The sequence below is a fragment of the Pseudomonas sp. AC229 genome, assembly GCF_979254655.1.
Map to the genome: position 1 here is coordinate 162,454 of NZ_CEEDHK010000001.1, position 24,775 is coordinate 187,228.

The window sequence follows — 24,775 nt, forward strand, 5'->3', positions numbered from 1 at the left end:
TTACTAGCGATCAAGTGGTACTTGCTAGCGATAGTGCAAAAAGACGTTGTCGCGCCCGAACTGGTCACGCAATGTTTGAATCAATCCATCGGCCGGGTCGATGCGCCAGCCTTCACCGAACTGCAGCAGCGCCTTGGCTTCGCTGCCGGTGTAGTCGAGCGTGATAGGGCAACCGCCACGGTGACGCTTACACAGCTCCGCCAACCAGCGTAGGCGATCACCTTTCAAGGCATCGCTTTTCACCCGTACGCGCAGGCTTTCGGCCAGGCCCGTACGCGCGTCTTCCAGGCTCATCACGCGCTTGGCCCGCAGGCGCAGGCCGCCGGAAAAGTCGTCGTTGCTCACCTCGCCTTCCACCACCACCAACGCATCGGTTTGCAGCAAGGCTTGCGCCGAGTTGAAGGCCTCGGCAAACAGCGAGGCCTCGATGCGCCCCGAGCGATCGTCGAGGGTGATAAAGCCCATCTTGTCGCCCTTCTTGTTCTTCATCACGCGCAGGTTAACGATCAAGCCCGCAATGGTCTGACTGTCGCGGGCGGGTTTCAGATCAATAATTCGTTGGCGGGCGAAGCGGCGGATTTCACCTTCGTATTCGTCAATCGGGTGACCGGTCAGGTACAGGCCGAGGGTTTCTTTCTCGCCGCGCAGGCGTTCTTTCAGCGACAGCTCTTTGGCCTTCTTGTGCTTGGCATAGACGTCGGCATCGGTATCGGCGAACACGCCGCCAAACAGGTCGGCGTGGCCGCTGTCATGGCTGCGGGCAGTCTGCTCGGCGGCCTGAATGGCTTCTTCCATCGACGCCAACAGCACCGCGCGATTGCGGTCGATGTTGGCTTGGTAGGCTTTGATTTCGTCGTGGAAATACGGGCCCAGACGATCCAGCGCGCCGCTGCGAATGAGCGCATCAGTGGTGCGTTTGTTGATGCGCTTGAGGTCAACGCGGGCGCAGAAGTCGAACAGGTCTTTGAACGGACCGGCCTGGCGCGATTCAACTATCGCCTCCACCGGCCCCTCGCCCACGCCTTTAATGGCGCCTAGACCGTAGACGATGCGGCCATCGTCGTTCACGGTGAATTTAAATTCCGAGGTGTTCACATCCGGCGCATCGAGGCGCAGCTTCATGCTGCGGCACTCCTCGATCAACGTAACCACCTTGTCGGTGTTGTGCATATCCGCCGACAACACCGCCGCCATGAACGGCGACGGGTAATGCGCTTTCAGCCACGCCGTCTGGTACGAAACCAGGCCATAGGCGGCGGAGTGAGATTTGTTGAAGCCGTAACCGGCGAACTTTTCCACCAGGTCGAAAATGTTACCGGCCAGGTCCGCGTCGATATTGTTCTTCGCGCAACCCTCAATGAAACCGCCGCGCTGCTTGGCCATTTCCTCGGGCTTTTTCTTACCCATGGCGCGGCGCAGCATGTCCGCCTCGCCGAGGGTGTAGCCGGCCATGACCTGGGCGATCTGCATCACCTGTTCCTGGTACAGGATGATGCCGTAAGTCGGCGCCAGTACCGGGCGCAAGCCGTCGTATTGATAGTCAGGATGCGGATACGCCAATTCAGCGCGACCGTGTTTACGGTTGATAAAGTCATCCACCATGCCGGACTGCAACGGGCCCGGGCGGAACAGGGCCACCAGTGCGATGAGGTCTTCCAGGCAGTCGGGCTTGAGCTTTTTGATCAGCTCTTTCATGCCGCGCGATTCAAGCTGGAACACGGCGGTGGTTTCCGCCTTTTGCAGCAAGGCGTAGGTCGGCTTGTCGTCTAGCGGAATGAAATCGATGTTCAGCGGTTCCAGGCCAGCCTTGGCCTGCTCGCGGTTAATGGTTTTCAGCGCCCAGTCGATGATGGTCAGGGTGCGCAGGCCGAGGAAGTCGAACTTCACCAGGCCGGCGGCTTCCACGTCGTCTTTGTCAAACTGGGTAACCAGACCACCGCCTTCGTCATCGCAATAGATCGCGGCGAAGTCAGTGAGTTTGGTCGGCGCGATAACCACACCACCGGCGTGTTTGCCGACGTTACGGGTGATGCCTTCAAGCTTCTTGGCCATCTCCCAGATTTCCGCCGCTTCCTCGTCAATCTTGAGGAAATCGCGCAGCGCTTCTTCTTGCTCGTAGGCTTTTTCCAAGGTCATGCCGACCTCGAACGGAATCATCTTCGACAAACGATCCGCCAGGCCGTACGACTTGCCCTGGACCCGCGCCACGTCTCGCACCACGGCCTTGGCGGCCATGGTACCGAAGGTGATGATCTGGCTAACCGCGTTGCGCCCGTAGGCCTGGGCCACGTATTCGATAACGCGGTCGCGGCCGTCCATGCAGAAGTCGATATCGAAGTCGGGCATCGACACCCGTTCCGGGTTCAGGAAGCGTTCGAACAGCAGGTCGTACTGCAGCGGGTCCAGGTCGGTGATCTTTTGCACATAGGCCACCAGCGAACCGGCACCTGACCCCCGGCCCGGGCCGACCGGGATACCGTTGCGTTTGGCCCACTGGATAAAGTCCATCACGATCAGGAAGTAACCGGGGAAGCCCATCTGGATGATGATATCCAGCTCGAAATTCAGCCGATCAATGTAAACCTGACGCTTCTCTTCGTAGTTGGGCGTGGTTTCTTTCGGCCACAACACCGCCAGGCGCTCTTCCAGACCCTCGAACGAGATCTTGCGAAAGAACTCGTCCATGGTCATGCCATCGGGCACGGGGAAGTTCGGCAAGAAGCTCTTGCCCAGCAGAATTTCGATATTGCAACGCTTGGCGATTTCGACGGTATTTTCCAGCGCTTCGGGAATGTCGCTAAACAGCTCCCACATTTCTTCCGGCGACTTCAGGTATTGCTGATCGCTGTAGGTGCGGGCGCGACGCGGGTCGTCGAGGGCGCGGCCTTCACCGATGCAGACGCGGGTTTCGTGGGCTTCGAAGTCGCCCTGCTTGATGAAGCGCACGTCGTTGGTGGCCACCAGCATCGCGTCGCAGCGACCGGCCAGGTCGACGGCCAGGTGCAAATATTCTTCGTCATTAGTACGGCTGGTGCGTTGCAGCTCGAGGTAGAAGCGATCCGGGAACACGTCCTGCCATTCGCGTAGGCTGGCTTCGGCTTCCTGAAGATTGCCGGCGAGCAAACTGAGGCCGATCTCGCCCTCTTTCGCACCGGACAAGGCGATCAGTCCTTCCGAGGCTTCTTTCACCCACTCGCGCTCGATGATCACTTCGCCATTGCGTTGGCCTTCGGTGAAACCGCGCGAGATCAATTCGGTGAGATTGCGATAACCCTTGGCGTTCATCACCAGCAGGGTCATGCGGCTCAGCGGGCCGTCTTCGTCTTTGCTGGCGAGCATCAGGTCAGCGCCGCAAATCGGCTTGATGCCGGCGCCCATGGCCGCTTTGTAGAACTTCACCAGCGAGCACAGGTTGCGCTGGTCGGTCACCGCCACGGCCGGCATACCGGAGCTGGCGGCAGCCTTGACCAAAGGCTTGACCCGTACCAGACCATCGACCAGGGAAAACTCGGTATGCAAACGCAGGTGAACAAAAGTGGCCGGCATGCTGATCCTATAAAGCGCAAAAACGACAAGGCCCGGATTGTACCGGGCCTTGGCGCAAACATCAGCTTGCGGTTGTTAAACCTTGATCAGCGCAGCCGCTTCAACCAGCACACGAACAGGCGCGAACGAGCGCCGATGAATCGGCGTCGGGCCCAGGCGCTGCAAGGCTTCCAGATGCGCCGGCGTGGGATAGCCCTTGTGCGTGGCCATGCCATAGCCGGGGTAGATCAGGTCGAGCGCCTGCATCTCCCGGTCGCGACTGACCTTGGCCAGAATGGACGCGGCAGCAATGGCCGGCACCTGAGCGTCGCCCTGAATCACCGGAGCGCTAGGCACCTTCAGTTTCGGGCAACGGTTGCCATCGATCAGCGCCAGGCGCGGCGTCACGCTCAGGCCTTCAACGGCACGCTGCATCGCCAGCATGGTGGCGTGCAGAATATTCAGTTCGTCGATTTCTTCCACTTCAGCGCGGGCGATGCACCAGGCCAAGGCTTTTTCCTTGATCTCATCGAAGAGCAGTTCGCGCTTGGCTTCGGTGAGTTTCTTTGAATCGTTGAGCCCGAGAATCGGCCGCGTCGGGTCGAGGATCACCGCCGCCGTCACCACCGCGCCGCACAGCGGCCCGCGACCGACTTCATCGACGCCGGCAACCAACTCTTCAACCAAGGTGAAATCCAGGCCCATTTGCATCAGCGTGCTCCCGCCAATTCCAGCACCGCTTTTGCAGCCTCGGTGGAGGCGTCGCGGCGCAAGGTGCGGTGAATCTGGTCGAACAATTCGGTTTGCGCTTCGCCGCCGCTCAACAGCGGGGCCAGGGTGTTTGCCAGGGCATCCGGCGTCGCGTCGTCTTGCAGCAACTCGGGTACCAGCAGTCGGCCGGCCAGCAGATTGGGCAGCGACACGTACGGGCTTTTCAGCATGCGTTTGAGAATGCGGTAGGTCATCGGCGCTACGCGGTACGCCACCACCATCGGCCGTTTGTATAGCAGCGCCTCAAGGGTCGCGGTGCCCGAGGCGATAAGCACCGCATCGCAGGCGGCCAAAGCGGTATGCGACTGGCCGTCGAGCAGGGTCACAGGAATATCGTGGCCTGCCAGCTGTGCTTCGATTTGCGTGCGGCGCTCGGGGCTGGCGCACGGCAACACAAAACGAACGCCGGGGCGCAGCGCGCGCAACCGCACCGCTGCATCGAGGAACAGGCCGCCGAGACGCGACACTTCCCCGCCGCGACTGCCCGGCATCAGCGCCACGACCGGCGCATCATCTGGAAGATTCAGCTCAGCGCGTGCACCGGCTCGGTCGGCTTCCAACGGAATGGCATCCGCCAGCGTGTGGCCGACGAAGCGGACCGGCACCTGATGGTCGTCGTAGAACTTCGCCTCGAACGGGAACAGGGTCAGCATCAGGTCGCAGGCTTCGCGAATTTTCAGCACGCGCTTTTGCCGCCAGGCCCAAACGGATGGGCTTACGTAGTGCACGGTCTTGATGCCGGCGCGGCGCAGTTTGAGTTCGAGATCGAGGTTGAAATCTGGCGCGTCGATACCGATGAACACGTCTGGCTTGGCGGCAATAAAGGTCTGCACCAGACGTTTGCGCCGTGACAGCAGCTCCGGCAGGCGACCCAGCACTTCCACCAGGCCCATGACCGACAAGCGTTCCATTGGGAAATACGACGTCAACCCTTCGGCCTGCATGCGCGGACCGCCAACGCCAATGAACTCGACTTGAGAATGTTGCGCCTTGAGTGCCTGCATCAGGCCGGCGCCGAGAATATCGCCCGAAGCCTCACCGGCAACGATGGCGATGCGTACTGGACCCGCCATGATCAGCGAGTGATGCCGCGAGAAGAGGCTTTGATGGAGTCGATGAACACGGCGACTTCCGGGTATTGGGCAGCCGAATCGGCCAGGTCAGCGAGCGCTTTGTCGACGGTCAGCCCCTGGCGATACACCACTTTATAAGCGCGGCGCAGCGCCTGGATCGCCTCTTCGCTGAAACCGCGACGGCGCATGCCTTCAAAGTTCATGCTGCGCGCTTCGGCCGGGTTACCGAATACGGTGACGTAGGCCGGCACGTCTTTGCCAATCGCGGTGCCCATGCCGGAAAAGCTGTGGGCGCCGATGTGGCAGAACTGATGCACCAGCGTGAAACCGGACAAAATCGCCCAGTCGTCCACATGCACGTGACCGGCCAGGGCGGTGTTGTTGACCAGAATGCAGTGGTTGCCGATGACGCTGTCGTGACCGATATGGGCATACGCCATGATCAGGTTGTGATCGCCGATGGTGGTTTCGGCGCGGTCTTGAATGGTGCCACGGTGAATGGTCACGCCTTCGCGGATCACGTTGTGGTCACCAATGACCAGACGAGTGTCTTCGCCTTTGTACTTCAGGTCCGGCGTGTCTTCGCCCACAGACGAAAACTGGTAAATGCGGTTGTGCTTACCAATGCGCGTCGGCCCCTTGAGAATCACGTGGGGCCCGATCACCGTGCCCGCACCGATTTCTACACCAGGCCCAACAATCGACCAAGGACCGACTTCGACGTCGTCGGCCAGTTTGGCAGTCGAATCGATGATCGCTCGAGGGTCAATCAAACTCATAGTTTGCGTTCCGCACAGATGATTTCTGCCGAGCATACTTCCTTGCCATCAACGCTCGCGCGGCATTCGAATTTCCAGATGCTGCGCTTGCTGCTGATGAAACGGGCTTCAAGAATCAGCTGGTCGCCCGGGGTCACGGGCTGACGAAAACGCAGCTTATCCGAGCCTACGAAGTAGTAAAGCGTGCCATCGGCAGGTTTCACGTCGAGCATTTTGAAACCAAGGATGCCGGCGGCTTGGGCCATGGCTTCAATGATCAGCACGCCCGGCATGATCGGGTGCTCAGGGAAGTGGCCGTTGAAGAAAGGCTCGTTGATGCTGACATTCTTGTAGGCGCGAATGGTCTTGGTGTCTGCCACATCCAAGTCGACCACACGGTCTACCAGCAGGAACGGGTAGCGGTGCGGCAAGTATTCGCGGATCTGGTTAATGTCCATCATGTTCGGAAAAGCCTGTAAGAGAGGAAGGGGACTGACGAATGCTGTCAGTCACGCATCAGATGAAGCATCGTCGGCCGGGGTCACGGCGGCCAGACGCTTTTCTAGCTGCTGCAGGCGACGGGCCATGTCATCCAGGTTGCGGAAACGGGCAGCGCTTTTACGCCAGTCCGCAGCCGTTTGCATGGCGGTGCCGGAAGAATACGAACCGGGTTCGGTAATGGAACGGGTAACCATGGTCATACCGGTGACAAACACACCATCACAAATCTCGATATGCCCGACCAACCCAACGCCGCCGGCAAGCATACAGTGCTTACCGATTTTGGTGCTGCCGGAAATGCCCACGCAGGCGGCCATGGCGGTGTGATCACCAACCTGGACGTTGTGGGCGATCATGATCTGGTTATCCAGCTTTACGCCGTTACCGATGATGGTGTCGGCCAGCGCACCACGGTCGATGGTGGTGTTGGAACCGACTTCGACGTCGTCACCCAGCGTGACGCCGCCAATTTGCGCGATTTTCTGCCACACGCCTTTTTCGTTAGCGAAGCCAAAGCCTTCGCCGCCGATAACAGCGCCCGACTGAATGACCACGCGCTTACCAATGTGCACGTCGTGATACAGCGTCACACGTGGAGCAAGCCAACCGCCCTCGCCGATCACCGTGCGCGCACCGATAAAGCACTGAGCGCCAACGGTAACGCCTGGACCGACCTGCGCGCCGCTTTCGACGACCGCGTACGCGCCAATGCTGGCGGTCGCGTCGATCAGCGCATCGTCAGCCACTACCGCTGTGGCGTGCACACCGGCAGCCGCGCGCGGCTTGCGATCAAACAGATGGGAAAGTTCGGCGTAGGCCAGGTAAGGATTCGGCACGATCAGCGCCGCGCCTGCAAAGCCCTCGGCATCCGCAGCCGTCAGCAACACCGCGCCGGCTTTGGTGTCGGCAAGGTATTTGCGGTATTGGGGATTGGAGAGAAAACTCAGCTGGTCCGGGCCTGCCTCATGCAAGGTAGCCAGGCCGGTGATGCGAGTGTCCTCGGCGCCACGCAACGTAGCGCCGAGGCGCTCGGCCAGTTGGCCGAGGGAGAAAACCAAAGCTGTCATGATTAACGCGACTGGTTCATGCGCTCGATGACTTGGCGGGTGATGTCGTACTGAGGTTTGACATCGATCACCGCACCGCGCTCCAGCACCAGATCGAAGGCGCCATTTTTGATGACGTCTTCAACGGCCTTATCCAGAGTTGGCTTCAGCTTTTTCAGCATTTCACGGTCAGCAGCGGCTTTGGCTTCGTTCAGCTCTTTGGACTGGAACTGGAAGTCGCGGGCCTTTTGCTTGAACTCAAGCTCCAGACGCTCGCGCTCGCCTTGCTGCATTTTCTCGCCTTCTTTAACCAGACGATCCTGAATGCTTTTGGCGCTGGTTTCCAAGGATTTGAGCTTGGTCAGCTGCGGACCGAACTTCTTCTCGGCATCGACGGCGTACTTCTTCGCCGCGTCCGACTCGAGCAGCGCCTGCTGATAGTTCAGCACAGCAATTTTCATGTCGGCGAAAGCCGGACCTGCCAGAACGGCAGCACTTAACAATACCAACTGAATCAACTTGCGCACGATGTACTCCTGCAAAACTGTTGTGTGATCAGGTAATTAGAAAGTCTGACCGAGAGAGAACTGGAACACTTGTGTATCTGCATCGTCCGGCTTCTTGATTGGCATGGCCAAGCTGAAGCTGAGCGGACCCAGCGCAGTAATCCAGGTCACGCCAACACCCACGGAGCTGGCCAGACTGCTCAGGTCGAGATCGCAACCGCTGTCCCCACGATTTTTCTGCGTGGAGCTGCAGTTGGTGTCGAACACATTACCCACATCCCAGAACAACGAGGTACGCAGGGAACGCTGATCTTTCACGAAAGGCAGCGGGAACAGGTATTCCGCACCACCCTGGATCAACACGTTACCGCCGAACGGCAGCGGATCTTGGTCCGGGTCGGTGTAGCGACCGTATTTGTCGCGACCGCCGCCAGGCACGAAGCTCGGAGTACTGCGCGGGCCGAGACTGCTGTCTTCGAAACCGCGAACCGAGTTGAAACCACCGGCGTAGTAGTTCTCGTAGAACGGCAGGCCGGAGGTGGAACCGTAGCCGTCGCCATAACCGAGTTCGGTATGGAAACGCATGGTGGTGTTGGTGGTCAGCGGCGCGAAGATCTGCGCGCGGTAGTCCAACTTGAAGAAGGACAAGTCGCTGCCTGGAATGGTGCTTTCCAGCACCAGGCTTTGCGAGTGACCACGGTTGGCCAACACGCCACGGTTCAGGGTGGATTCGGACCAGCCGACGGAGCCTTTGAAGTTGAGGAAGTTGTCCCCTTCCTGATCGAGGAAGTTGATGATTTCGTCAACGGTGTAGTCACCGGTTTTGATCTCATCTTCCTGCACGGTCAAACCAAAGGTCAGGCGCGCGGTTTCGCTGATCGGGTAGCCGATGCTCACGCCACCACCAAAGCTGTCCACGGCGTAGCTGGATACGTCGGTATCGAGCTCATCGTAGTCAGTGGTGCGGTAGAAGGCGTTGTAGCCCAGGCTCACACCGTCGACGGTCCAGTAGGGATCAACGAAGCCGAAGTTATAACGGGTTTGGTATTCGCTGCGGGTCAAACCAATGCTGACCTTGTTACCGGTACCCAGGAAGTTGTTCTGGCTGATCGAACCACCGAGGATCAGACCGGCGTTCTGGGCGAAACCGACGCTGGCGGTGATCGAGCCGGAGGCTTGTTCTTCCACGCTGTAGTTCACGTCAACCTGGTCGTCGGTGCCCGGCACTTGCGGCGTTTCGACGTTCACTTCTTTAAAAAAGCCCAGACGTTCAAGACGGGTTTTCGATTGGTCGATCAGATAAGTAGAAGCCCAACCACCTTCCATCTGACGCATTTCACGACGCAGCACTTCGTCTTCGGACTTGGTGTTGCCGCGGAAGTTGATGCGGTTTACGTAAGCACGCTTGCCAGGGTTAACGGCAAAAGTAATGGATACGGTGTGGTCGTCGTCGTGAGCTTCCGGTACGCCGTTAACGTTGGCGAAGGTGTAACCCTCGTTACCCAGGCGGCGGGTGATCAGCTCGGAGGTGGTGGTCATCAGCTTGCGCGAGAACACCTGACCTTTCTTCACCAGCAACAGCGCTTTGACTTCGTCCTCAGGCACTTTGAGGTCACCGCTGAGCTTCACTTCACGAACGCTGTACTTCTGGCCTTCATCAACGTTGACGGTGATGTAGACGTGCTTCTTGTCCGGGGTGATGGATACCTGGGTGGAAGAGATGTCCATATTGATGTAGCCGCGGTCCAGGTAGTAGGAGCGCAGACGTTCCAAGTCACCGGAAAGCTTTTCACGGGCGTACTTGTCGTCGTTCTTGAAGAACGACAGCCAGTTGGTCGTTTTCAACTCGAACAGATCAACCAGGTCTTCATCCGGGAACACGGTGTTACCCACCACGTTAATGTGCTGGATGGCCGCCACGGTGCCTTCGTTGATGTTGATCTTCAGCGCGACGCGGTTGCGCGGCTGGGGAATAACTTCGGCTTCAATCTCGGCCGAGTAGCGGCCCTGAGCCACGTACTGACGCTGCAGTTCGTTACGCACGCCTTCGAGGGTAGCGCGCTGGAAAATTTCGCCTTCAGACAGTCCGGACTGGTTCAAACCTTTAAGGAGGTCTTCACTGGTGATTGCCTTGTTACCTTCGATTTCGATGCTGGAAATCGACGGGCGCTCAACCACGGTGATGACCAGCACGTTGCCGTCACGACCCAGCTGAATGTCTTGGAAAAAACCGGTTTTGAACAGCGAGCGGGTGGCTTCGACCAATTGGCGGTCGTCAGCGGTTTCACCTACGTTCAGGGGCAAGGCGCCGAACACGCTGCCGGCGGAAACCCGCTGCAGGCCGTTGACGCGGATATCGGAGATGGTGAAGGACTCGGCGTGAACTTCGGCGATCATCAGTGCGAAGAGCACCACAGGTAGCAGCAGCAGACGTTTCATGAAGTCCTTTCTTATTCCAACTGACGATAAAAAATCTGCCGCGATTGCGGCACTTTTTGTAATTCGGTGAACGGTGTTTCGCTGAAACTCAGAACCGGCTCAAGTCGTTAACCAGCGCCAGCAGCATCACGCCAACCACCAGACTGATGCCGATCTGCATCCCCCACCCCTGCACTCGCTCCGACACTGGACGACCACGCGCCCATTCGATCAGATAGAAAAGCAGGTGCCCCCCATCAAGCACGGGAATCGGCAACAGATTGAGAACCCCCAGACTAATGCTCAGGTAAGCCAGGAAATTCAGAAAATCCCCTAGGCCGGACTGGGCCGAAGCGCCCGCCACTTTAGCAATGGTTATCGGCCCGCTCAAGTTTTTTACCGAGAGCTGACCAAAGAGCATTTTCTTCAGGGAATCAAGGGTCAAGAGGCTCATCGTCCAGGTGCGATTCAGCGCCTGAGACACGGATTCCAGTGGACCAAAACTGACTTCGCGCAGCATATCGGCCGGCCATTCACCGCCCTGCACACCTGCGCCGAGATAGCCCGACTGGGCCTTGTCGTTGCCTTTGGAGGCGAGCGTGACGGGCACTTCAAGCGATTGGCCGTCGCGCTGAACCGCCAGCACCACGCGCTGACCGGCACGCGGTCGCACGCCGTCCACCAGTTGCTGCCAGTCGCTCAACGCCGCGCCATCAAGACTCAGTAGGCGATCACCGACTTTCAAGCCGGCAGCTTGTGCCGGGCCATCAGGATCAAGGGTCGCGAGCACCGGCTCAAGCACCGGGCGCCAAGGGCGAATGCCCAAAGACGAAATGGGATCGGGCTCATCGGCGCCTTTCAGCCAGTCCTGCAACTGAACCTGATAAGCCGTCTCGGTGGTCGAACCAGGCTCGCGCACCTGAACGGAAATCTGCCCGGTCTCGCCCAGTCGACGCACCAATTGCAGACCAATCGCACTCCAACCGCTCGTACGTTCGCCATCAACCGCGAGAATTTCCTGTCCGCTTTTCAGACCTGCCTGCGCCGCCAGGCTCTGCGGTTCGACGGCACCGATCACCGGACGAACCTGCTGGCTGCCCATCATGGCCAGAATCCAGAAGAAGAAGATGGCCAGCAGGAAGTTAGCGATCGGACCGGCAGACACAATGGCGATGCGCTGCAGCACCGGCTTGCGGTTGAAAGTGAAAGGAAGATCTTCAGGCGCGATGACCGCGTCGGTTTCGCGCTCATCGAGCATTTTCACGTAGCCACCCAGTGGGATGGCGGCCACAACGAATTCGGTGCCGTGTCGGTCATGCCAGCGCACCAGCGGCGTGCCAAAACCTACGGAGAAACGCAGCACCTTCACACCACAGCGGCGAGCGACCCAAAAATGGCCGAACTCGTGGAAGGTAACCAGCACGCCCAGGGCGACCAGCAGACCGCAAACCATATACAGCATGTTCATTTACATCCTCCGGGCTTAGCGCCCGTGGTGACTCAACCAATGCTCAGCCTGAACGCGTGCACTGGCGTCAGCCGCCAGCACGGCGTCGAGACTGTCGACCGGCACCGCCGGCTGAGCATTCAAGACCGCGTCAATCATACTCGCGATCTCTGGGAAACAAATGCGCCGCTCAAGGAACGCCGCCACCGCCACTTCGTTTGCCGCATTCAATACAGCGGGTGCCGTTCCGCCGGCTTCGGCAGCCTGCCGCGCCAGGCGCAAACAAGGGAAGCGCTGCTCGTCGGGCGGCAAAAAATCCAGACGGGCGATGGCAAAGAGGTCTAAGGGCAGCACGCCGGAGTCAATGCGTTCAGGCCAGGCCAAGGCGTGACTGATGGGCGTGCGCATGTCCGGGTTACCCAACTGCGCCAACACCGAGCCATCGACATAATCGACCAGCGAGTGAATAACGCTTTGCGGGTGGATCACCACCTCGACCTTCGAGGGCGGTGCGTCGAACAGCCAGCACGCTTCAATCAGCTCGAGGCCTTTGTTCATCATGCTGGCGGAGTCGACGGAAATTTTGCGGCCCATGGACCAGTTGGGATGGGCGCAGGCTTGCTCGGGAGTTACGTGCTGAAGATCGCCCAACGGCGTCTGACGAAATGGCCCGCCCGAGGCGGTTAACAGAATTCGGCGCACGCCTACATTATTAAGACCGCGCGCGTAATCAGTAGGCAGGCACTGGAAAATCGCGTTGTGCTCGCTGTCGATGGGCAACAACACCGCAGCGCTTTTGCGCACGGCTTGCATAAAGAGCGCACCGGACATTACCAACGCTTCTTTATTGGCCAGCAATACCTTCTTGCCCGCCTCGACTGCCGCCAGCGTAGGCTTCAAACCCGCCGCGCCGACGATAGCCGCCATGACTGCGTCAACCTCAGGGTGCGCCGCCACTTCGCAAAGGCCGCCCTCCCCTTCCAGCACCTGAGTGGCCAGACCTGCTGCCTGCAGCGCTGAGCGCAGGCCGTTGGCGGCGACTGCATCGGCGACCACGGCGTAGCACGGGCGATGGAGCAGGCACAACGCTTCAAGCTCAGCCAGACGGGAGAAACCGCTCAGGGCAAACACTTGATAACGCTGCGGGTGACGAGCAATGACGTCGAGCGTACTCAGGCCGATGGAGCCGGTAGCTCCCAGCACGGTGATCTGTTGCGGTTGAGTCACAGCGAACCCCAGCCAGCGCCCCAGAGCAATACGGCAAACATCGGGATGGCGGCGGTCAGGCTGTCGATGCGGTCAAGCACACCGCCATGACCGGGCAGCAAATTGCTGCTGTCTTTCAGGCCGGCTTGGCGCTTGAACATGCTTTCAGTGAGATCGCCCACTACGGAAACCATCACCACCAGCGCCACACCCGCCAATCCCAGAGCGAACTCACCAGCGCTCCAACCGCGGTAAACGCCCACGCCGATAGCGATCAGCAGACAGGTCAGCAAGCCGCCGAATACGCCTTCCCAGCTTTTGCCGGGACTGACCTTGGGCGCCAGCTTGCGTTTGCCAAAGGCGCGACCGGAAAAGTAAGCCCCAATGTCAGCGCCCCACACCAGCACCATCACCGCAAAGATCAGCCAGTTCGCCAGCGGCCACTGCTTGATCAGCACCAGGCCTTGCCAGGCCGGCAGCAGAACCAACAAGCCAATCACCAGCTTAATGGGCGTAGACGTCCAGTAGCGGCTGCTTTCCGGGAAGTTGATAACCAGAAACGTCGCCGCCACCCACCAGACAATGCCCAGCAACAGCAACACTGGGGCCAGAGCAGGAATGTGATAAAGCCCGAACAGCAACACCGCTACAACGGCCGCATAACCCACACGGGCGGCCTGCGCATTGAAGCCCGCCAGACGCGCCCATTCCCAGCCACCGAGCGTAACCACCGCACCGATGAACAAGGCGAACGCCGCGCCACTGAGGAGGAAAAATCCACCCAGGGCGATGGGGGCCAGAATCAGGGCGGTGATGATTCGTTGCTTCAACATTGTGCGCGAGCCTCCGCTGCCACCTGCTCGCTGGTCTTACCAAAGCGACGCTGGCGGGTAGCGTAATCGGCCAGCGCTTTGCGCATGGCGTCGTGTTTGAAGTCCGGCCAGAACAGGTCGGAGAAATACAGCTCGGAATAAGCAAGCTGCCAGAGCAGGAAGTTGCTGATGCGGTGCTCGCCCCCGGTGCGGATGCACAGGTCGGGCAAGGGCTGATCGCCGGTTGCCAGCAAACCCTGAAGCAAACGCGGAGTGATGTCTTCGGGACGAAGATGCCCGGCTTGCACCTGGTGCGCCAACTGCTGAGCGGCCTGAGCGATGTCCCACTGGCCGCCATAGTTGGCCGCCACTTGCAGGACAAACCGATCATTGCCGGCAGTTAACGCCTCGGCTTCGCGCATTGCACTCTGCAGCTCAGGGTGGAAGCGCGAGCGGTCGCCGATGATGCGCAAGCTGATGCCATTGGCATTCAGTCGCCGGGCCTCGCGCCGCAGGGCCGAAAGAAACAGCTCCATCAAGGCGCCCACTTCATCTGCCGGCCGGTCCCAGTTCTCACTGGAAAAGGCAAACAGGGTGAGCACTTCAACGCCTTCCTCGGCGCACACTTCAATGACTGCACGCACCGCATCGACGCCGGCCTTGTGCCCGGCAACGCCAGGCAGCAGGCGCTTCTTGGCCCAGCGGTTATTGCCATCCATGATGATCGCCACATGTCGTGGCACGCCCGGCGAGCCGGCCTTTACGGTCTTTTCCATGACGAAACCGGCCGTCAAACGGCCATCAAATCCGCTTCTTTCTGCTTAACGGCTACTTCGATCTCGGCGACGAACTTGTCCGTCAGCTTTTGAATGTCGTCAGCCGCGCGGCGCTCTTCGTCTTCGCTGATTTCTTTCTCTTTCACCAAATCTTTCAGTTGGCTCAGCGCATCACGACGGATATTACGTACGGCTACGCGACCATCTTCAGCGGCGTCACGGGCTTGCTTGGTGAAACCGCGACGGGTTTCTTCGGTCAGCGCCGGCATGGTCACCAGCAGCAGCTCGCCCAGGTTGGTTGGATTCAAGCCCAGACCCGAACTCTGGATGGCCTTGTCGACAGCCGAGAGCATGTTGCGCTCGAAGGCGACGATTTGCAGGGTACGGGAGTCTTTAACGGTCACGTTGGCGACCTGGTTCAGCGGGGTGTCGGCGCCGTAATAAGGCACCATCACGCCGCCGAGCACGCTTGGGTGCGCCTGGCCGGTGCGGATGCGACTGAAAGCGTGGACAAGCGATTCCAGGCTTTTCTGCATGCGTTCTTGGGCATCTTTCTTGATTTCGTTGATCATTGCTCGCCTTCCTCGATCAGGGTTCCTTCCGCGCCGCCCACTACTACGTTAAGCAGTGCGCCGGGCTTGTTCATATTGAAGACCCGAAGCGGCATCTTGTGATCGCGACACAGACAGATGGCCGTCAGGTCCATCACGCCGAGCTTGCGATCAAGCACTTCGTCGTAGGTCAACTTGTCGAACTTTTCTGCGTTCGGGTCTTTGAATGGATCGGCTGTGTACACGCCGTCCACCTTGGTCGCTTTCAACACCACGTCGGCATCGATTTCGATGGCGCGCAGGCACGCTGCGGAGTCGGTGGTGAAGAACGGGTTACCGGTGCCCGCAGCGAAAATCACTACGTCGCCGGAATTCAAATGACGGATGCCTTTGCGGCGGTCGTAATGGTCGGTCACGCCAACCATGGAAATCGCCGACATTACGATAGCGGGGATATTCGAGCGCTCCAGCGCATCGCGCATGGCCAGGGCGTTCATCACCGTGGCCAGCATACCCATGTGGTCGCCGGTGACACGGTCCATGCCGGCAGCGCTCAATGCCGCGCCGCGGAACAGGTTACCGCCACCAATCACCAGGCCTACCTGAACACCGATACCGACCAGTTGGCCGATTTCAAGGGCCATACGGTCGAGCACCTTGGGGTCGATACCGAAATCTTCGGATCCCATCAAGGCTTCGCCGCTAAGTTTGAGCAGAATGCGTTTGTAGCGAGGTTGGCGACCACTCACCTGCTGAGCCATGCGTGTCTCTCCTGCGGCGTTTGAATTCTGAACAGGCTATATGCCCGCATTGATCGAGCGCTTGGACAGCGCCCATGGCAATTGGTGCAGCACAGTGCACCAATACCGCTTACACATGCAATTGTCGGCCCCACTTCGACAAAGAGGCTGCGCGCGTGAGCGGGCAGCCTCTTCGGGGCGACAGCTTGAAACCCGTCTTACTGCTTGCTGGCAGCCAGTTGAGCCGCTACTTCGTCAGCGAAGTTCGATTCAACTTTTTCGATGCCTTCGCCTACGCCGTAACGTACGAAGGAAACGATTTCAGCGCCGGCTTTCTTGGCCAGAGCACCAACGGTGACTTCTGGATCCTTAACGAAAGCCTGTTCTACCAAGCTGGCTTCAGCCAGGAACTTGGAGATACGACCGGCCACCATCTTCTCAACGATCTCGGCTGGCTTGCCTTTGATCTTGTCTTCGTTGAGGGACAGGAAAACGCCCTTCTCACGCTCGATGGCTTCAGCAGAAACTTCCGATGGCAGCAGGAACTCAGGGTTGCTGGCAGCAACGTGCATAGCGATGTCGCGAGCCAGTTCAGGAGTACCGCCTTTCAGCGAAACGATCACGCCGATTTTGTTGCCGTGAACGTAAGCACCCAGCACGTCGCCTTCAACAGCGGTCAGACGGCGAATGTTGACGTTCTCACCAACCTTGGCCACCAGCTCAACGCGGGCAGTTTCGCGAGCAGCGATCAGCGGCTCAACGGTGGTCAGGTTTTCGGCCAGAGCCTGGTCGATGCTGTCAGCAACGAATTTCTTGAAGTCGTCTTGCAGAGCCAGGAAGTCGGTCTGCGAGTTCACTTCCATGATCACGGCGCGCTTGTTGTCGGCCGCAACTTTAACCGCGATGGCGCCTTCGGCGGCCACGTTACCGGCTTTCTTGGCAGCCTTGATGGCGCCCGAAGCACGCATATCGTCGATGGCTTTCTCGATGTCGCCGCCAGCCTTGGTCAAGGCCTTTTTGCAATCCATCATGCCTTCGCCAGTACGCTCACGCAGTTCTTTAACCAGCGCTGCAGTAATCTCTGCCATTTCGAAATCCTCTTGGATAAGTCCCACCCGGCGAGCCGGATGATGATCAATTCTAAGGTGGCAAAAAGGGGGCCTAGCCCCCTTTTTGCTAACCGAGAGACGCTAGACGCGGCCTACTCAGCCTTCAGCTTGTTCAGCAGCGGCCGGGGCTTCGACGAATTCGTCGGTGCCGCCGTTGGCGTTGCTGCGGCCACGCACTACTGCGTCAGCCATTGCACCCATGTACAGCTGGATGGCGCGGATGGCGTCATCGTTACCTGGGATGATGAAATCAACACCTTCCGGGCTGCTGTTGGTATCGACTACGCCGATAACCGGGATACCGAGCTTGTTAGCTTCGGTGATAGCGATGCGCTCGTGATCAACGTCGATTACGAACAGGGCATCAGGCAGGCCGCCCATGTCCTTGATACCACCCAGGCTGCGGTCCAGTTTTTCCAGATCACGAGTGCGCATCAGCGCTTCTTTCTTGGTCAGCTTGGTGAAAGTGCCGTCTTGCGACTGAACTTCCAGATCACGCAGACGCTTGATCGACTGACGGATGGTTTTGTAGTTGGTCAGCATGCCGCCCAACCAGCGGTGATCGACGTACGGCGAACCGCAACGTGCTGCTTCTTCAGCAACGATCTTGCCAGCGGAACGCTTGGTGCCGACGAACAGAATTTTGTTTTTGCCCGAAGCCAGTTTCTCAACGAACGACAGCGCGTCGTTGAACATTGGCAGGGTTTTTTCGAGGTTGATGATGTGGATCTTGTTGCGCGCGCCGAAAATGTACTTGCCCATTTTCGGGTTCCAGTAACGGGTCTGGTGGCCGAAGTGCACACCGGCCTTCAGCATATCGCGCATATTGACTTGGGACATGATAGTTCCTTGATAAGTCGGGTTAGGCCTCCACGTATCCCAATGACCAACCTCCAGCAATTAACTGCGAGCAATTAACTGAAAGGCACCCAGGCCATCGTGTCGATACGTGTGTGGGGTTTAGGCTTTCGGACTGCTGCCCTGAAAGCGGCGCACTTTATAGCACAGGAGGCGCTGGAACGGAACCCGAAAAGTTGCTCGAAACGCCGCAACCGCTTCAGCCCCAGCGCCCTATTACTATAAGGAAAGCCGGCAATGCCCGTAGGGCTCACCCCTAAAGTGGCTAGATAGCCCTTTCCCAATGCTAGAATCGCGCTTTCCGTATTTTTGCCAGGCGCCAACGGGCGCTGAGAGAGTGTGTATGACCGTCACTATCAAGACGCCCGAAGAAATCGAAAAAATGCGCATCGCCGGCCGTCTGGCCAGTGAAGTGCTGGAAATGATCGGCGAATACGTCAAGCCCGGTGTCACCACCGACGAGCTCGACCGCATCTGCCACGACTACATCGTCAACGTTCAACAGGCCATTCCCGCCCCGCTGAACTACAAGGGCTACCCCAAGTCCATCTGCACCTCGATCAACCACGTGGTCTGCCACGGCATTCCGAACGAGAAGCCGCTGAAAGACGGCGACGTGTTGAACATCGATATCACCGTGATCAAAGATGGCTACCACGGTGACACCAGCAAAATGTTCCATGTGGGCAACGTCCCTGAATGGGCGGTGCGCCTGTCCAAGATCACCCAGGAATGCATGTACAAAGGCATCGAGTTGGTCAAGCCCGGCACGCGCCTGGGCGACATCGGCGAAGTCATTCAAAAGCACGCGGAGAAGAACGGTTTCTCCGTGGTGCGTGAGTACTGCGGTCACGGCATCGGCAAGGTGTTCCACGAAGAACCGCAAGTGCTGCACTACGGCCGCGCGGGCACCGGCATGGAATTAAAGGAAGGCATGACCTTCACCATCGAACCGATGATCAACCAGGGCCGTGCCGAAACCCGTTTGCTGGGCGACGGCTGGACCGCGATCACCAAGGACCGCAAGCTCTCGGCGCAGTGGGAACACACCATTTTGGTGACCTCCACCGGCTACGAAATCTTCACCCTGCGCTCGGACGACACCATTGCCCGCACGTCGGCCTGAGGCATCGTTGCTCCAACGCCCGCTCCCCTATAGATAGAAAGGAAAGCTGCTGAATGCCGCAGGTGGATCCCGAGTTGTTCGACCGCGGCCAGTTCCAGGCGGAACTGGCGCTGAAAGCCAGCCCCATCGCGGCATTCAAGAAGGCCATCCGCCGCGCCCATGAGGTGCTGGACCTGCGCTTCAAAGAAGGCCGCGACGTTCGTCGGCTGGTCGAAGACCGCGCGTGGTGCATTGACCAGATCCTGCGGGAGGCCTGGGCGCAGTTCGATTGGAGCGAAGACGCCGATATCGCGCTGCTGGCGGTCGGCGGCTATGGCCGCGGAGAGCTGCACCCGTATTCGGACATCGACTTGCTGCTGTTGCTCGACAGCGCGGATCACGAGATTTTCCGCGACTCCATTGAGCGTTTTCTCACGCTGCTCTGGGACATCGGCCTGGAAGTAGGCCAAAGCGTTCGTTCGGTAGACGAATGCGCCTCCGAAGCGCAGGCAGACCTCACGGTTGTCACCAACCTGATGGAAAGCCGCACCATTGCTGGGCCGGAGCGCTTGCGCCAACGCATGATCGAGGTCACCAGCACCAGCAAGATGTGGCCCAGCAAAGAGTTTTTCCTGGCCAAGCGTGCCGAGCAAACCGCGCGCCACGCCAAGTACAACGACACCGAGTACAACCTGGAACCAAACGTCAAAGGCTCGCCCGGTGGCCTTCGCGATATTCAGACCATTCTGTGGGTAGCCCGCCGCCACTTCGGCACGCTCAACCTGCACGCCATGGTCGGCCAAGGTTTTTTGCTGGAAAGCGAATACTCTCTGCTCGCCTCTTCCCAAGAGTTTTTGTGGAAGGTGCGCTACGCCCTGCATATGCTCGCCGGCCGTGCCGAGGACCGTTTGCTGTTCGACCACCAGCGCGCCATCGCCACGCTGCTGGGCTTTGAAGACAGCAACGGCAAGCTGGCCATCGAACACTTTATGCAGAACTACTACCGCGTGGTGATGAGCATTTCCGAGCTCAGTGAGCTGGTGGTGCAGCACTTCGAAGAGGTGATTCTGCGCAGCGAAGAGGGTCGCCAGGTACTGCCGATCAACAGCCGCTTCCAGCTGCGCGACGGCTACATCGAAGTCACGTCGTCCAACGTCTTCAAGCGCACCCCGTTCGCGATTCTCGAAGTGTTTGTGCTGATGGCGCAGAACCCGGAAATCAAAGGCGTGCGTGCCGACACCGTGCGCCTGCTGCGTGAACACCGGCACCTGATTGACGACGAGTTCCGCAAAGACATCCGCAACACCAGCCTGTTTATCGAACTGTTCAAGTGCGAGATCGGCATTCATCGCAACCTGCGACGGATGAACCGCTACGGCATTCTCGGCCGTTACTTGCCGGAGTTCGGCGACATCGTTGGGCAAATGCAGCACGACCTGTTCCACATCTACACCGTCGATGCGCACACGCTGAATTTGATCAAGCACCTGCGCAAGCTGCAGTACACGCCGATTTCCGAGAAATTTCCGCTCGCCAGTAAGCTGATGGGCACGCTGCCTAAGCCCGAGCTTATTTACCTGGCCGGCCTGTACCACGACATCGGCAAAGGTCGCGGCGGCGACCATTCCGAGCTTGGCGCGGTAGACGCCCAGGCCTTCTGCGAACGGCATCAGCTGCCCGCCTGGGACAGCCGCCTGATCGTCTGGCTGGTGCAGAACCATCTGGTGATGTCGACCACGGCCCAGCGCAAAGACCTGTCCGACCCGCAGGTGATCCACGACTTCGCCCAACTGGTGGGTGACCAGGTGCACCTCGATTACCTCTACGTGCTCACTGTCGCCGACATCAATGCCACCAACCCGACCCTCTGGAACTCCTGGCGCGCCAGCCTGCTACGCCAGCTGTACAGCGAAACCAAGCGCGCGTTGCGCCGTGGGCTGGAGCATCCGGTCGACCGCGAAGAACAGATTCGCCAGACCCAAAACGCGGCGCTCGACATTCTGGTGCGCAGCGGCACCGACCCCGACGACGCCGAACAGCTGTGGTCGCAATTGGGCGATGACTATTTCCTGCGCCACACCGCAGGCGACGTGGCTTGGCACACCGACGCCATCCTGCAACACAGCTCCGCGCACGACCCGTTGGTGCTGATCAAGGAAACGACCCAGCGAGAATTCGAAGGCGGCACGCAAATCTTCATTTACGCGCCTGACCAGCACGACTTCTTTGCTGTAACCGTGGCGGCCATGGACCAGTTGAACCTGAACATCCATGACGCCCGCGTGATTACCTCGACCAGCCAGTTCACCCTCGACACCTACGTGGTGCTCGACGCCGATGGCGGCTCGATTGGCGATAACCCGGTGCGCATCAAGGAAATTCGCGAAGGGCTGGTCAGCGCCCTGAGCCATCCGGATGACTACCCGACCATCATCCAGCGCCGCGTGCCGCGTCAGCTCAAGCACTTCGCGTTCGCCCCGCAGGTGATCATTTCCAACGACGCCGGGCGCCCGGTCACTGTGCTGGAGCTGACCTCCCCGGACCGCCCTGGCTTGCTGGCCCGCATTGGCAAGATATTCCTCGACTTCGACTTGTCGTTGCAGAACGCCAAGATCGCCACCCTGGGCGAGCGCGTGGAAGACGTGTTTTTTGTCACCGATGCGCGCAACCAACCGCTTTCCGATCCCGACCTGTGTGCCCGCTTGCAGGACGCGATCATCGAACAGCTCTCCGATGCCGACGGCAATCGGGTCGAGCTTTCCCGAATCAGTATTTGAATAGAACGACACGCCGCACATGAATGACGCCCTGAACAACCTGCAGCCCTACCCGTTTGAAAAGCTCCGCGCCCTGCTGGCCAGTGCTCAGCCGCCGGCCGACAAACGCGCCATTGCCTTGTCGATTGGCGAGCCCAAACACCGCTCGCCCGATTTCGTCGCCAAGGCCCTGAGTGACAACCTCGACCAGTTGGCGGTGTACCCAACGACGCTGGGCATTCCCGCACTGCGCGAGGCGATTGCGCAGTGGTGCGAGCGGCGTTTCAACGTGCCGGCCGGCTGGCTCGACGCCGCGCGCCACGTGCTGCCGGTCAACGGCACGCGCGAAGCGTTGTTTGCCTTCACGCAAACCGTGGTGCAGCGCAGCGATGACGGTCTGGTGGTCAGCCCGAACCCGTTCTACCAAATCTACGAAGGCGCGGCCCTGCTGGCCGGTGCCAAGCCGCACTACCTGCCGTGCCTGGAAGAGAACGGCTTCAACCCGGACTTCGACGCGGTATCGGCCGACGTCTGGCAGCGCTGCCAGATTCTGTTCCTGTGCTCGCCCGGCAACCCGACCGGCGCGCTGATTCCACAGGAAACACTGCAAAAGCTGATCAGCCTGGCCGACCAGTACGATTTCGTGATCGCCGCCGACGAGTGCTACAGCGAGTTGTATTTCGACGAAGCCAATCCACCGGCCGGCCTGCTCAGCGCCTGCGCCGCTATGGGTCGCAGTGACTTCGCCCGCTGCGTGGTGTTCCACAGTTTGTCCAAGCGCTCGAACCTGCCGGGCTTGCGCTCCGGGTTCGTCGCCGGCGATGCCGCAATCCTGAAATCATTCCTGCTGTACCGTACCTACCACGGCTGCGCCATGCCGGTGCAAACCCAGCTGGCCAGCGTGGCCGCCTGGAACGACGAAGCCCATGTGCGCGCTAATCGCGACCTGTACCGGGAAAAATACGACGCCGTGCTGGACATACTGCAGCCGGTGATGGACGTGCAGCGCCCGGACGGTGGCTTTTATCTGTGGGCGAAAACGCCGATGGACGACGCCGACTTCACCCGTGAATTGTTCGCTCAGGAACACGTGACGGTGGTACCTGGCTCGTATCTTTCTCGCGAGGTCGACGGCTTCAACCCCGGCGCCGGCCGCGTGCGCATGGCCTTGGTCGCCCCGCTGGCCGAATGCGTGGAAGCCGCCACGCGGATTCGCGCCTTCCTTCAGAACAAGGCAAACGCATGAGCATCACCCTCTACGGCATCAAAGCCTGTGACACGATGAAAAAAGCCCGTACCTGGCTGGACGAGCACAAGGTCGATTACACCTTTCACGACTACAAAGCCGTAGGCATCGACCGTGAGCATTTGCAGCAATGGTGCAACGAACATGGTTGGGAAAAAGTGCTTAACCGCGCCGGCACCACATTTCGCAAATTGAGCGACGCTGACAAAAGCGACCTCGACCAGAGCAAGGCGATTGAGCTGATGGTGGCGCAGCCGTCGATGATCAAACGCCCGGTGCTCGACCTGGGCAGCAAAACCCTGCTCGGTTTCCAGCCTGATAGCTATTCGGCCGCTTTCAAGTAGGGCACTTGCACCGCGAATAACCCGTGGCCTGGCCATGACCAGGCACGCGCAATAACACCGTGACAACCGCCGCCAACCGGCGCGTCGACCTAATTCAGCAAGAGGAAACACTATGTCCAATTCCCTGTTCAGCCTGGCCTTCGGCGTCGGCACTCAAAACCGCGAAGGCAACTGGTTGGAAGTGTTCTACGCCCTGCCGCTGCTCAACCCGTCCGAAGAACTGGTCGCCAAAGTCAGCGCCAAACTCGGCTACAGCGGCGGCAACCAAGCGGTCGCTTTCACCAGCAATCAGGCTGGCGAACTGGCCGACCTGCTGAAAAATGTCGATGCCGCGCAAGCCGCCCTGCTCACCCGCCTGGCCGAAAGCCAGCGCCCGCTGGTGGCGACCCTGCTGGCCGAAGACGCCGCGTTGACGTCCACGCCCGAGGCTTACCTGAAGCTGCACCTGCTCTCCCACCGTTTGGTCAAGCCACATGGCCTAAGCCTGGCCGGCATTTTCCCGCTGCTGCCGAACGTGGCGTGGACCAGCCAGGGCGCGGTCGACCTAAGCGAACTGGCAGAACGTCAACTGGAAGCGCGCCTCAAGGGCGAACTGCTGGAAGTGTTCTCGGTGGATAAATTCCCGAAAATGACTGACTACGTCGTGCCTGCTGGCGTGCGTCTGGCGGACAGCTCGCGTATCCGCCTCGGCGCGTATGTGGGCGAAGGCACCACGGTAATGCACGAAGGCTTTATCAACTTCAACGCCGGCACCGCAGGCCCAGGCATGATCGAAGGCCGCGTGTCGGCTGGCGTGTTCGTGGGCAAAGGGTCGGATCTGGGCGGCGGTTGCTCGACCATGGGCACGTTGTCTGGCGGTGGCAACATCGTTATCAGCGTGGGCGAAGGCTGCCTGATCGGCGCGAACGCCGGCATCGGCATTCCGTTGGGCGACCGCAATACCGTAGAGTCGGGTCTGTACATCACGGCCGGCACCAAAGTCGCGCTGTTGGACGACCAGAACCAACTGGTAAAAGTGCTCAAGGCTCGCGATCTGGCCGGCCAGCCAGACTTGCTGTTCCGTCGCAACTCGCAGACCGGCGCCGTTGAAGCCAAATCGCACAAAACCGCGATCGAACTCAACGAAGCCCTGCACGCGCACAACTGATCCAACAGACGCCGACGACTCCTGTAGGAGCGGCTTCAGCCGCGAGCTTTTAAGCAAAAGCCTCGCGGCCGAAGCGCAGT

The 24,775-nt window shown here is 59.5% G+C and carries 21 protein-coding genes; 5 read left to right on the top strand and 16 right to left on the bottom strand.

The genetic code is table 11. The features are described from left to right. Window positions 1–24: 24 nt before the first annotated feature. From dnaE to rpsB, 16 genes are all read right to left on the bottom strand, one after another. The gene (gene dnaE / locus AC0IW7_RS00675; protein ID WP_471815363.1) at window positions 25–3,546 is read right to left on the bottom strand and encodes a DNA polymerase III subunit alpha; all 3,522 of its coding nucleotides are present in this window, start codon (window positions 3,544–3,546) and stop codon (window positions 25–27) included. A 75-nt stretch (window positions 3,547–3,621) separates the two neighbouring features. Then, complete coding sequence (rnhB, locus tag AC0IW7_RS00680; RefSeq protein ID WP_471815364.1) at window positions 3,622–4,236, bottom strand: ribonuclease HII; 615 nt, start codon at window positions 4,234–4,236, stop codon at window positions 3,622–3,624. Then, window positions 4,236–5,369, bottom strand: a complete 1,134-nt coding sequence (lpxB, locus tag AC0IW7_RS00685; RefSeq protein ID WP_471815365.1) for a lipid-A-disaccharide synthase — start codon at window positions 5,367–5,369, stop codon at window positions 4,236–4,238. The genes rnhB and lpxB overlap by 1 nt, the downstream gene beginning before the upstream one ends. A 2-nt stretch (window positions 5,370–5,371) precedes the next feature. After that, complete coding sequence (lpxA, locus tag AC0IW7_RS00690) at window positions 5,372–6,148, bottom strand: acyl-ACP--UDP-N-acetylglucosamine O-acyltransferase (RefSeq protein WP_122494073.1); 777 nt, start codon at window positions 6,146–6,148, stop codon at window positions 5,372–5,374. Then, window positions 6,145–6,588 carry a 3-hydroxyacyl-ACP dehydratase FabZ gene (gene fabZ / locus AC0IW7_RS00695; RefSeq protein ID WP_122452607.1) on the bottom strand — a complete coding sequence of 148 codons (444 nt, stop codon included), beginning with the start codon at window positions 6,586–6,588 and terminating at the stop codon, window positions 6,145–6,147. Before fabZ ends, lpxA begins: the two co-directional genes overlap by 4 nt. Before the next feature lie 48 nt (window positions 6,589–6,636). After that, complete coding sequence (lpxD, locus tag AC0IW7_RS00700; protein ID WP_471815366.1) at window positions 6,637–7,695, bottom strand: UDP-3-O-(3-hydroxymyristoyl)glucosamine N-acyltransferase; 1,059 nt, start codon at window positions 7,693–7,695, stop codon at window positions 6,637–6,639. Between the two features lie 2 nt (window positions 7,696–7,697). Then, entirely contained in the window at window positions 7,698–8,201 is a 504-nt protein-coding gene (locus AC0IW7_RS00705; RefSeq protein WP_122494075.1) for an OmpH/Skp family outer membrane protein, read from the bottom strand. Between the two features lie 36 nt (window positions 8,202–8,237). Next, window positions 8,238–10,619, bottom strand: coding sequence for an outer membrane protein assembly factor BamA (gene bamA / locus AC0IW7_RS00710; protein WP_463383615.1), 2,382 nt, complete (start codon window positions 10,617–10,619; stop codon window positions 8,238–8,240). 88 nt (window positions 10,620–10,707) lie between these two features. Further along, on the bottom strand, window positions 10,708–12,066 hold the full coding sequence (gene rseP / locus AC0IW7_RS00715; RefSeq protein ID WP_471815367.1) for a sigma E protease regulator RseP: 1,359 nt from the start codon (window positions 12,064–12,066) through the stop codon (window positions 10,708–10,710). A 15-nt stretch (window positions 12,067–12,081) separates the two neighbouring features. Then, window positions 12,082–13,272: a 1-deoxy-D-xylulose-5-phosphate reductoisomerase gene (gene ispC / locus AC0IW7_RS00720; protein ID WP_471815368.1), complete on the bottom strand. Its 1,191-nt coding sequence runs from the start codon at window positions 13,270–13,272 to the stop codon at window positions 12,082–12,084. Beyond that, window positions 13,269–14,084 carry a phosphatidate cytidylyltransferase gene (locus AC0IW7_RS00725; RefSeq protein ID WP_471815369.1) on the bottom strand — a complete coding sequence of 272 codons (816 nt, stop codon included), beginning with the start codon at window positions 14,082–14,084 and terminating at the stop codon, window positions 13,269–13,271. Before AC0IW7_RS00725 ends, ispC begins: the two co-directional genes overlap by 4 nt. After that, window positions 14,078–14,839 carry a polyprenyl diphosphate synthase gene (gene uppS, locus AC0IW7_RS00730; protein ID WP_122494751.1) on the bottom strand — a complete coding sequence of 254 codons (762 nt, stop codon included), beginning with the start codon at window positions 14,837–14,839 and terminating at the stop codon, window positions 14,078–14,080. The genes AC0IW7_RS00725 and uppS overlap by 7 nt, the downstream gene beginning before the upstream one ends. A gap of 14 nt (window positions 14,840–14,853) precedes the next feature. Further along, complete coding sequence (frr, locus tag AC0IW7_RS00735) at window positions 14,854–15,411, bottom strand: ribosome recycling factor (RefSeq protein WP_122494080.1); 558 nt, start codon at window positions 15,409–15,411, stop codon at window positions 14,854–14,856. After that, window positions 15,408–16,151 carry a UMP kinase gene (gene pyrH / locus AC0IW7_RS00740; protein ID WP_122452598.1) on the bottom strand — a complete coding sequence of 248 codons (744 nt, stop codon included), beginning with the start codon at window positions 16,149–16,151 and terminating at the stop codon, window positions 15,408–15,410. Before pyrH ends, frr begins: the two co-directional genes overlap by 4 nt. Before the next feature lie 197 nt (window positions 16,152–16,348). After that, entirely contained in the window at window positions 16,349–17,218 is an 870-nt protein-coding gene (gene tsf, locus AC0IW7_RS00745) for a translation elongation factor Ts (RefSeq protein WP_471815370.1), read from the bottom strand. A gap of 117 nt (window positions 17,219–17,335) precedes the next feature. Next, on the bottom strand, window positions 17,336–18,079 hold the full coding sequence (gene rpsB / locus AC0IW7_RS00750; protein ID WP_122494081.1) for a 30S ribosomal protein S2: 744 nt from the start codon (window positions 18,077–18,079) through the stop codon (window positions 17,336–17,338). Between the two features lie 361 nt (window positions 18,080–18,440). Between rpsB and map the strand changes: the two genes are divergently transcribed. The 5 genes from map to dapD all read left to right on the top strand — a co-directional run bounded on the left by map (window position 18,441) and on the right by dapD (window position 24,695). After that, window positions 18,441–19,223 (top strand): type I methionyl aminopeptidase, encoded by a 783-nt coding sequence (gene map, locus AC0IW7_RS00755; protein ID WP_471815371.1) that lies wholly within the window; start codon window positions 18,441–18,443, stop codon window positions 19,221–19,223. A 53-nt stretch (window positions 19,224–19,276) separates the two neighbouring features. Further along, window positions 19,277–21,979 (top strand): [protein-PII] uridylyltransferase, encoded by a 2,703-nt coding sequence (locus AC0IW7_RS00760; protein ID WP_471815372.1) that lies wholly within the window; start codon window positions 19,277–19,279, stop codon window positions 21,977–21,979. A 19-nt stretch (window positions 21,980–21,998) separates the two neighbouring features. Continuing rightward, entirely contained in the window at window positions 21,999–23,204 is a 1,206-nt protein-coding gene (gene dapC, locus AC0IW7_RS00765; protein WP_471815373.1) for a succinyldiaminopimelate transaminase, read from the top strand. Continuing rightward, complete coding sequence (locus AC0IW7_RS00770; RefSeq protein WP_471815374.1) at window positions 23,201–23,548, top strand: ArsC family reductase; 348 nt, start codon at window positions 23,201–23,203, stop codon at window positions 23,546–23,548. Before dapC ends, AC0IW7_RS00770 begins: the two co-directional genes overlap by 4 nt. A gap of 112 nt (window positions 23,549–23,660) precedes the next feature. Beyond that, complete coding sequence (dapD, locus tag AC0IW7_RS00775; RefSeq protein ID WP_463550379.1) at window positions 23,661–24,695, top strand: 2,3,4,5-tetrahydropyridine-2,6-dicarboxylate N-succinyltransferase; 1,035 nt, start codon at window positions 23,661–23,663, stop codon at window positions 24,693–24,695. The last annotated feature ends 80 nt before the right edge of the window (window positions 24,696–24,775 follow it).

Coding starts and splice junctions, on each gene's coding strand:
- rpsB (WP_122494081.1), bottom strand. CDS start 18,079: ATGTCCCAAGTCAATATGCGCGATATGCTGAAGGCCGGTGTGCACTTC.
- uppS (WP_122494751.1), bottom strand. CDS start 14,839: ATGGAAAAGACCGTAAAGGCCGGCTCGCCGGGCGTGCCACGACATGTG.
- fabZ (WP_122452607.1), bottom strand. CDS start 6,588: ATGATGGACATTAACCAGATCCGCGAATACTTGCCGCACCGCTACCCG.
- dnaE (WP_471815363.1), bottom strand. CDS start 3,546: ATGCCGGCCACTTTTGTTCACCTGCGTTTGCATACCGAGTTTTCCCTG.
- rseP (WP_471815367.1), bottom strand. CDS start 12,066: ATGAACATGCTGTATATGGTTTGCGGTCTGCTGGTCGCCCTGGGCGTG.
- frr (WP_122494080.1), bottom strand. CDS start 15,411: ATGATCAACGAAATCAAGAAAGATGCCCAAGAACGCATGCAGAAAAGC.
- bamA (WP_463383615.1), bottom strand. CDS start 10,619: ATGAAACGTCTGCTGCTGCTACCTGTGGTGCTCTTCGCACTGATGATC.
- rnhB (WP_471815364.1), bottom strand. CDS start 4,236: ATGCAAATGGGCCTGGATTTCACCTTGGTTGAAGAGTTGGTTGCCGGC.
- dapD (WP_463550379.1), top strand. CDS start 23,661: ATGTCCAATTCCCTGTTCAGCCTGGCCTTCGGCGTCGGCACTCAAAAC.
- map (WP_471815371.1), top strand. CDS start 18,441: ATGACCGTCACTATCAAGACGCCCGAAGAAATCGAAAAAATGCGCATC.
- lpxB (WP_471815365.1), bottom strand. CDS start 5,369: ATGGCGGGTCCAGTACGCATCGCCATCGTTGCCGGTGAGGCTTCGGGC.
- tsf (WP_471815370.1), bottom strand. CDS start 17,218: ATGGCAGAGATTACTGCAGCGCTGGTTAAAGAACTGCGTGAGCGTACT.
- AC0IW7_RS00725 (WP_471815369.1), bottom strand. CDS start 14,084: ATGTTGAAGCAACGAATCATCACCGCCCTGATTCTGGCCCCCATCGCC.
- AC0IW7_RS00770 (WP_471815374.1), top strand. CDS start 23,201: ATGAGCATCACCCTCTACGGCATCAAAGCCTGTGACACGATGAAAAAA.
- lpxA (WP_122494073.1), bottom strand. CDS start 6,148: ATGAGTTTGATTGACCCTCGAGCGATCATCGATTCGACTGCCAAACTG.
- lpxD (WP_471815366.1), bottom strand. CDS start 7,695: ATGACAGCTTTGGTTTTCTCCCTCGGCCAACTGGCCGAGCGCCTCGGC.
- AC0IW7_RS00760 (WP_471815372.1), top strand. CDS start 19,277: ATGCCGCAGGTGGATCCCGAGTTGTTCGACCGCGGCCAGTTCCAGGCG.
- pyrH (WP_122452598.1), bottom strand. CDS start 16,151: ATGGCTCAGCAGGTGAGTGGTCGCCAACCTCGCTACAAACGCATTCTG.
- dapC (WP_471815373.1), top strand. CDS start 21,999: ATGAATGACGCCCTGAACAACCTGCAGCCCTACCCGTTTGAAAAGCTC.